Here is an 8,357-nt window from a genome sequence, read left to right as displayed (position 1 = left end):
GCAAGAGTCACCGCATCACTGATGTCGAATCCTTTTGAATTGCGCCGGTGGGCGCCGAAGATCGCGGCGGGCCGCGCGATCGCCGGATTGGCGGCGGGGCCTTGTTTCTCTACAGCCTCCAGCGGGTCGCGGGCGATTTCTTCCGGCTCGACCTCCTCGTCGGTCAACTGGTGGACGAAAGAGGAGTTGGCGCCGTTTTCCAAGAGCCGCCGCACCAGATAGGCGAGCAGGTCGGAATGCGCACCGACCGGCGCGTAGATGCGGCAGCGCGTCCTTTCGGCCTTGCGCACCGTCTCGTGCAGCGATTCGCCCATGCCGTGCAGACGCTGGAATTCGAAGGAGTCGCGATCCTTCGCCATCGACAGGATGGCAGCCACCGTGTGCGCGTTGTGGGTGGCGAATTGCGGGTAGATGCGGTCGGTCATCGACAGCAGTTTTCGCGCGCAGGCCAGATACGAGACGTCGGTGTTGGTCTTGCGGGTGAAGACCGGATAGCCGGCAAGCCCAAGCGTCTGTGCCCGCTTGATCTCGGTGTCCCAATAGGCGCCCTTCACCAGCCGCACCATGATCTTGCGGTCGTATTTTTTGGCAAGCGCATAGAGCCAGTCGATGACGAAGGCCGCGCGCGGGCCATAGGCCTGGACGACGACGCCGAAACCATCCCAACCGGCAAGCTCCGGTTCGGCGAGCACGCGTTCGATGACGTCGAGCGACAGATCGAGCCGGTCGGCCTCTTCGGCATCGATGTTGAGGCCCATGCGCGAATGCCGCGCGGCAAGCGCCAGCGACAACAGCCGCTCGGCCATTACCGGCAGCATCTTCTCCTTCTGCGCCACCTCATAGCGCGGATGCAGTGCCGAAAGCTTGACCGAAATGCCGTGGTTGTAGCGAATGTCCGGGCCATTGGACCCCGCGTCGAGCGAGGAAATCGCATCCGCATAGGCGCGGTGATAGCGCAGCGCATCAGCCTCGGTGCGGGCCGCCTCACCCAGCATGTCGAAGGAATAGAGATAGCCCTTCTGCGTCATCGGACGGCCGCGCTTGACCGCTTCGGCGATGGTGCGGCCGAGCACGAACTGCTCGCCCATTTCGCGCATCGCCGCCGCCACGGCCTTGCGGATGACCGGCTCGCCGAGCCTGCGCACCATGGCGCGCAGCGTGCCTTCGATACCGCCCTCGCCTTCATCGAGCACGCGGCCCGTCAGCATCAGCGCCCAGGTCGAGGCGTTGACGAAAATGGAACTCGAGCTGCCCGAATGCGCCGACCAGTCATGGGGCGCGATCTTGTCGGCGATGAGATCGTCCATCGTCTCGGCATCGGGAACGCGCAGTAGCGCCTCGGCGAGACACATCAGCGCCACGCCTTCCTTGGTCGACAGGCCATAAGCCGAAAGAAAAACCTCCATCAGCCGAGGGTCGCTCGAGCCGCGCACCGCGCGCACCAGATCGGCCGCACGCGCCGAGATCGCCTTGCGCTCTTCCGCCGAAAGCCTGGCAGCCGCGGACAGTCGCCTCACCGCCTCGTCTTCGTCGGGCAAATAGTTGGCGCGGATCTGCTGGCGGATGGCATCGAGCGGCATGTCGGATCCTGAGAGCAAGCGTTAGCGAGCAGGTCTGGCGGTCGCCGGACCGATTGGCGCAACGCTAGCACAGCTGGGAGCCCAGGTCGGTCCAAAGAAATCGACGAGACAGTCCATTCGAGCTATCGTATAGGCTTAGCTCCCGCCATTTTGACCGTAAGACCGATGAGCGAAGACCAATTGGACCGCATTGACCGCAACATCCTGGCCGCGCTCGGGCGCGACGGCCGGCTTTCAATGTCCGAGCTGGCTTTGAAGGTCGGGCTGTCGAAGACCCCGGTGCAGGCCCGTGTGAAGCGTCTTGAGAAGGAGGGCTACATCAGAGGCTATCGCGCGATTATCGACCGGGAGCGCATGGGCGAAGGACATGTCGCCTTCGTCCAGGTGAAGCTGTCGGATACGCGCTCGGCGGCGCTCGACGCGTTCAACCGCGCGGTGCAGGGCGTGCCGGAGATCGAGCAGTGCCATATGATGGCGTCGAGCTTCGACTATCTCCTGAAGGTCCGCACCACCGATATCGCCGCCTACCGCCGCGTGCTCGGCGAGCGCATTTCGGCCCTTCCCCACGTGGCACAGACTTCCACCTTCGTGGCGATGGAAACGGTGAAGGATCGCTAGCGCAATTCCAGGAAAGGTGCGCAGCCGTTTTCCGTCCGGAATCGCGCAAAATTAAGACTCTACTCCGACAGAGTCTTCAGGAACGCCACCAGAGCCGCGCGCTCGCGATCGGAAAGCTCGAGCGGGTGGATCTCCGAAACGCCTTCAACGCTGGGCGCCGCTTTCGAATAATGCGCCACCACCTCGTCGAGGGTCGAGAACTGCCCGGCATGCATGTAGGGCGCACGCGTAGCTGCCCCCCTGAGCGACGGCGTCTTGTAGGCGCGCACGAGTTGCTGCCCGTCCTTCACCATGAAGCGCAATTCGCGGCAGGCGCTTTCATCGCCGTCGCGGAACTTGCCGAAGCAGTTGAACGGGTCCGCCTGCACTTGAGCCACGGCATCGACCCGGCCGCGGTCGGGCGGCAGATCTTTGACCGGCGGCACGCCGGTGTTGTGGAACGAACTGTCGGTGAAGCGCGGCCCGTTATGGCAGGTCACGCAATTGGCCTTGCCGATGAACAGCTTCAGCCCGAGGATCTCTTCCGGCGAGAAGGCAGCATCGCCTTGCGGCTTGGTGCCGGTCGCGAGGTCGATCGCGAAGCGGTCGAAACGCGTCTGCCCAGGTTCGATCGAGCGCTCGAAGGCCGCGATTGCCTTGCCGATATTGGCAAAGACGCGGTTGACGTCTTCGGCCTGCCTGGCGGGCATGGCGTTCCATGCCGCCTTTTCGGCCTCGGTGCCGAGCGGGCTGGCATTGGCCGGCACGGTGGAAAGATCGGGCAGCGGCCCGAAAATGCGCTCATAGCGCTCGCCGAACCGGTCCTTGATGTAATGCGCGAAGGCCGCGCGGTTGCCGGCCTGCTCCAGCGGGTTTTCGAGCGGCGTCAGCGCTTGCGCCCACAAACTGTCGCGACGTCCGTCCCAGAAGAACCAAGGATCGCGCGCCACGCCGGCCAGCGGCATGGTTCGGCGATTGGTGTGGCCGACGCCGACCGCCCGCGGCAGGTCGTCCTGGAACTGACGGTCGATCTTGTGGCAGGTCGAGCAGGACACCGTGCCGTCGCGGCTCATGCCGACATCGAAGAACAGCGTCGATCCGAGCGCCGCAGCGGCCGGCACATCGGCATACTGGTTCGTCATGTCCGCTTTGAGCGCCGGCAGCGTGTTCAACGCCAGCGAGGCGATGGCCTTCTTCTCGGCGTCGCTGAACTCGGGCTCGCCGCAACCGCCAAGCCAAGCGAGCGCAGCCAGAGCGGACAGGTTTGCGAGGCGGAGAAGACGCTTCATCGGCCGCTCACAACACGATGTTGAAGACGACGGAATCGGAACCCGCCGCCGCCGAGATCGCGAAGCGCAATTGCCACCAGCCGGTCATGGTGAATTTCACGCCGTCGATGCGGTAGCGTCCCGCCCCCATATAGTCGGTCGCCTGCGGGCTGGTCGGCAGGCCGTGATTGTGCTGCGGCATGCCGCCGGAAACGGTGATCGCGGCGCCCTCCACCGGAGCGCCGGCGGAGGTCTTCAGTGTCAGCAGCCAGGATTGCAGCTCGCCCTGCCGGATGACGCCGCGCTCCGGCTCGAAGCTCGCAACGAACAGGCCGCTCGCCGTCTTTTTCGAACGCGACGTATCGGGGCCCGGTGCCGAATGCGGCGCCGTCAGGTAGACGACAGTCAGAATGCCGACCAGCAGGGCAGCAAGACCGAGACCCGCAAGAATGTAACGCCATATCGATGCCAAACCGGCTCCTCTTCGGCTGATAACGTCACGGGCTGCGCGCAGCATCCCTCCCGCCTGTGGGAAATCGCTTCTGGCGCAAAAATCGGCCTGCGCCAAGCATGGCGCTGCCGGCTGCAAAAAGCTACAGCACCAAAGCTTTAGGAGGACAAGGCATATGGAAGCCAATGGTGTCGCGTCGATCGGCGAATGCATGCTCGAACTGTCGGGCCAGGCAGGACCGAACTGGCGTATGGGCTTTGCCGGCGACACCTTCAATACGCTATGGGCGCTGCATGCGCTCAGCCCCGGCCGGCCCGCGACCTATGTCTCGGCCTTCGGCGACGACCCTTTTTCCCGCGATCAGATCGCGTTCTTAGCCCAGAACGGCATCGGTATCGGCAGCAGCCCGGTCATTGCCGGCGCAAGACCGGGCCTTTACGCCATCACGCTCACTGGAGCCGAGCGCGCCTTCACTTACTGGCGAAGCGATGCTGCCGCGCGCCAGCTTGCCTCCGATGCAGCGGCACTGGCGAAAAGTCTTGAAAACCAGGCGCTTGTCTATTTTTCCGGAATCACTTTGGCAATTCTGGATGATGCCGCGCGCAAAACCCTGCTTTCGGCCGTCGCGACAGCACACGCGGCGGGTTCGCTGGTCGCCTTTGACCCGAATTACCGTCCCAGGCTGTGGCCGAGCCGTGAAACCGCGCAGGCTGCGATCTTGGAAGCGCTCGCCGTCGCGGATATCGCATTGCCCACTTTTCCGGATGAGCAGATGCTGTTTGGCGATGAGGCGCCGGAAACAACTGCCAGGCGTCTCGGAGGAGTGGTCGGCGAGGTTGTCGTCAAGAACGGCGAGCAGCCGGCATTGATTGCCGTGGACGGCGCCTCGGAAACAATCGAGGCAGTGCATGTCGCCTCGCCTGTCGATACAACCGGCGCCGGCGATTCCTTCAACGGCGGCTATCTCGCCGCCCGGCTTGCCGGTCACGCCCCAGTCGACGCGGTTCGGCGCGCGCATCGGGTGGCTGCGGCCGTCGTACAGGTGCGCGGCGCGCTCGCGCCGTTCGAGATTCTAAGAACAGCCTTTGGGATCTAGCTAGGGAGCCGGAACCTGTATTCCGTCACCTGATGGTAGATCTGGCCCGGCCAAAGCGTGGCCTGTGGGAAATAGGGCCGGTTCGGCGCGTCGGGCCAGGTCTGAGCTTCGAGGCAGAAGCCTGAAAAGGCTTTGTAGCCGCGCCCGTCCAGCCCAGGGGAGGACGGCGCGACATACTGGCCGATATAGAGCTGCAGGCCGGGCTCGGTGGTCCAGACTTCCATTTCGACGCCGGAACTGGCGCCCTGCACCCAGGCTGCCTGGTGCAGCGGTCCACGGCTGGAGGCGAGGCAGTAATTCAGATCGTAGGGAAGCTGCTCGCCTTCCGATTCCATGCGCAGCGGCCGCGCCTGGCGGAAGTCATAGGGCGTGCCGTCGACGGGCTTCACCGCGCCGGTCGGGATCATCTCTGCGTCGACGGGCGTATAAGCGCCGGCATTGAGCATCAGCCGGTGGTCGAGAATGTCGCCCGCGCCCCCGTCGTCGAGATTGAAGTAGGAGTGCTGCGCAAGATTACAGAGCGTCGGCTCCTCGCATGTGGCGGTCAGTTCCATGCTGAGCGTGCCGGGGATCTTCAGCCGGTAGGTGCAGGTGACGTCCAGCGCGCCTGGAAAGCCCATCGTGCCATCGGGATCGTGCAGTGTCATCGTCACGAAATCGCGCCCGTGCAGCGAGACCGACCATGGCCGGTGGAAATAGCCCTCCGAGCCGCCATGCAGCGTGTGTTTCCCTAGAAAATTGCGCTCGGTCTGGTAGCGCTTGCCGGCGATGGTGAAGCGGCCGTCGCGAATGCGATTGGCGAAGCGGCCGACGACGGCGCCGAAATAGGCGCGGTCGGTCTCATAGGGCTCGAACTGGTCGTAGCCCATCACCAGCGGCGCATCATGGCCGGCGAGCCGCAGATCCTGGATGATCGCGCCAAGCCCGATGATGTTGGCCGTGAGACCACCGCCACGGATGGTGAAGCGGCGAACGGCCTCGCCCGCCTGCGTCGTGCCGAAGACCTCGCCGTCCTTCATCGCTGTGCCCGAAAACGTCAGTTCATTGATCTGTGGACTACGCCGGCCATCTCCGGCAAGGGCAGGCCTGATGCCTGCCCCGCCAGTCGAGCGGTGTCAGAGGCCGAGGCCACCGAGGCAGACATATTTGGTGTCGAGATAGTCCTCGATGCCCTGATGTCCGCCTTCCTTGCCGAGGCCCGATTCCTTGACGCCGCCGAACGGCGCCTCGGGCGTGGTGATCAGGCCTTCATTGACGCCGACCATGCCGTATTTCAGCCCTTCCATGACGCGGAAGGCGCGGCCGAGATCGCCGGTGTAGAAATAGCAGGCGAGGCCGAACTCGGTGTCGTTGGCCAATGCGATCGCTTCTTCCTCGGTCTCGAACCTGAACACCGGGGCGACCGGCCCGAAGATCTCTTCCTTCATGAAGCGCATCTTGGGCGTGGCGTCGGCGATGACCGTCGGCTGGAAGAACGAGCCGCCGAGCGCATGGCGATTGCCGCCGGCAACGACCTTGCCGCCCTTCGAGGTGGCATCGGCGATCAGTTCCTCGACCTTCTCGACCGCTTTCTCGTCGATCAGCGGCCCCTGCTGCACGCCTTCTTCCAGGCCGGAGCCGACCTTCAGACTGTTGCTGGCAGCGGCGAGCTTCTCGACGAACTTGTCATAGATACCCGCCTGGACGAGGAAGCGGTTGGTGCAGACGCAGGTCTGGCCGGAATTGCGGTACTTCGCGGTGATGGCGCCGGTGACGGCGCGATCGATGTCGGCATCGTCGAAGACCAGGAACGGAGCATTGCCGCCGAGTTCCATCGACACTTTCTTGACCGTCGTCGACGACTTCTGAATCAGGATCTTGCCGACCTCGGTCGAGCCGGTGAAGGTTATCTTCTTGACCAGCGGGTTGGCGCAGATCTCGTCGCCGATCTCGCCGGCCGAACCGGTCAGGATGTTGATGACGCCCTTGGGGAAGCCGACCTCTTCGGCGAGCGCGCCCCAGGCGAGACCCGAATAAGGCGTCTGCGAGGCCGGTTTGACCACGGCCGTGCAGCCCGCGGCCAGCGCCGGTCCGAGCTTGCGGGCGAGCATCGAGGACGGGAAGTTCCATGGCGTGATGGCGGCAATGACGCCGACCGGCTCCTTCGTCACCAGGATGCGGCGGTCGCCCCAGGGCGACGGCACGATGTCGCCATAGGTGCGGCGGCCTTCCTCGGCGAACCAGAGGATATAGCTCGCGGCCGAGCCGATCTCGCCCTTGGATTCGAACAGCGACTTGCCCTGCTCGATGGTGAGCAACTCGGCCAGCACGTCCTGATTGTCCATCATTGCGTCGTGCAGCTTGCGCAGAAGCTTCGAGCGCTCGAGCGCGGTGGTCTTGCGCCAGCTCTTGAATGCTTCATCGGCGGCCTCGATGGCGCGGCGGGTTTCGGTCTTGCCGGCCTTCGGCACGGTGCCGATCTTCAGGCCGGTCGCCGGATTGTTGACGTCGATGGTCTGGCCGCTGTCGGCCTGCACCCATTCGCCGTTGATGAGATTGGCCTGGCGCATGAAATGACTGGTTTTCTGAAGCATGGTCTGGCCTCCGTTTCGGCGCGCTGATCGGCCGTTTTTCTGGATATTCGGGGGCGTGCAAGGCTGCACGCTGGCGCATTGCTCTTACCTAGGGAAAGCCCGGCAAGCAATCACAAGATGGCATATAGGGGTTGGGCCAGCAAAGACGAGCGCTAGCCGAACACATGCAGGACCACCGTCAGCCAGAAGGATGTGGTGAGCACCGCGCTGGCCGTGGCGATCGTCATCTGGTTGGACGCCAGCGCTTGTCCGGTGTTGAACTGAACGGCGATGAGATAGGAATTGATGCCGGAAGGCAGCGCCGCCACGACCACGGCGACCTTTGCCGTCAGCGGCGGCAGGTCGAGCAGCCAGACCGCGAGCAGCACCAAGGCCGGCATCAGGAAGAGTTTCAGCGCCGACAGCGCGAGTGCCGGGCGGATGTTGCCGGATATGCCGAAGCGGCACAGGCTGAGCCCCATCGCAAACAGCGCCACCGGCCCGGCCGTATCGGCCAGCGCGTCGACCAGCCGCCCGATCAGCGGCGGCATCGGCGCGCCGGTGAAGCGCCAGGCGAGCCCCGCGAGAATGCCAATGATAAGCGGGTTGACGAACAGCCGCCTGAGGAAATTCCGGATGACGCGCAACTGATGCACGGACTGCTCGCCGCGACGGCCGAACATCTCGAACAGCACGATTGACGCCATCATCATGACAGGCAGATGGATCGAGACCAGCAGCGACAGCACCTCGAAGCCGCTGGTGCCGAATATGCCTAGGATGAAGGGCGCGCCAAGCAGCACGACATTGGAA

Annotated in this window: 8 protein-coding genes; 2 read left to right on the top strand and 6 right to left on the bottom strand. The window is 64.2% G+C overall.

Annotated elements, in window-relative coordinates:
* Nucleotides 1–1,580: proline dehydrogenase family protein (locus EOA49_RS28205; RefSeq protein WP_206520236.1), on the bottom strand; the 1,580-nt coding region annotated here is incomplete at its 3' end.
* A 165-nt stretch (nucleotides 1,581–1,745) separates the two neighbouring features.
* Between EOA49_RS28205 and EOA49_RS28200 the strand changes: the two genes are divergently transcribed.
* Nucleotides 1,746–2,198, top strand: coding sequence for an Lrp/AsnC ligand binding domain-containing protein (locus EOA49_RS28200; protein WP_095778463.1), 453 nt, complete (start codon nucleotides 1,746–1,748; stop codon nucleotides 2,196–2,198).
* Nucleotides 2,199–2,257: 59 nt separating this feature from the next.
* Here EOA49_RS28200 and EOA49_RS28195 read toward each other — a convergent pair whose 3' ends face one another.
* Together EOA49_RS28195 and EOA49_RS28190 are read right to left on the bottom strand one after the other, a co-directional pair.
* The gene (locus EOA49_RS28195; protein WP_127243482.1) at nucleotides 2,258–3,466 is read right to left on the bottom strand and encodes a cytochrome c peroxidase; all 1,209 of its coding nucleotides are present in this window, start codon (nucleotides 3,464–3,466) and stop codon (nucleotides 2,258–2,260) included.
* A 7-nt stretch (nucleotides 3,467–3,473) separates the two neighbouring features.
* Nucleotides 3,474–3,917 carry a FixH family protein gene (locus tag EOA49_RS28190; protein WP_067329635.1) on the bottom strand — a complete coding sequence of 148 codons (444 nt, stop codon included), beginning with the start codon at nucleotides 3,915–3,917 and terminating at the stop codon, nucleotides 3,474–3,476.
* A gap of 154 nt (nucleotides 3,918–4,071) precedes the next feature.
* Between EOA49_RS28190 and EOA49_RS28185 the strand changes: the two genes are divergently transcribed.
* Nucleotides 4,072–4,992, top strand: a complete 921-nt coding sequence (locus tag EOA49_RS28185) for a sugar kinase (protein WP_127241317.1) — start codon at nucleotides 4,072–4,074, stop codon at nucleotides 4,990–4,992.
* Here EOA49_RS28185 and EOA49_RS28180 read toward each other — a convergent pair.
* From EOA49_RS28180 to EOA49_RS28170, 3 genes are all read right to left on the bottom strand, one after another.
* Nucleotides 4,989–6,011: an aldose epimerase family protein gene (locus tag EOA49_RS28180; protein WP_127241316.1), complete on the bottom strand. Its 1,023-nt coding sequence runs from the start codon at nucleotides 6,009–6,011 to the stop codon at nucleotides 4,989–4,991. The two genes, EOA49_RS28185 and EOA49_RS28180, sit on opposite strands and share 4 nt — an antisense overlap.
* A 96-nt stretch (nucleotides 6,012–6,107) precedes the next feature.
* Nucleotides 6,108–7,565 (bottom strand): NAD-dependent succinate-semialdehyde dehydrogenase, encoded by a 1,458-nt coding sequence (locus EOA49_RS28175; protein WP_127241315.1) that lies wholly within the window; start codon nucleotides 7,563–7,565, stop codon nucleotides 6,108–6,110.
* 152 nt (nucleotides 7,566–7,717) lie between these two features.
* A partial coding sequence (locus tag EOA49_RS28170) for an AEC family transporter (protein ID WP_127243481.1) occupies nucleotides 7,718–8,357 on the bottom strand: 640 nt, incomplete at its 5' end.

Source organism: Mesorhizobium sp. M1A.F.Ca.IN.020.04.1.1, from assembly GCF_003997315.1.
Lineage (GTDB): Bacteria > Pseudomonadota > Alphaproteobacteria > Rhizobiales > Rhizobiaceae > Mesorhizobium.
Note: the sequence above shows the minus strand (reverse complement) of the source record. Positions and strands in the feature narration are given on the sequence as shown.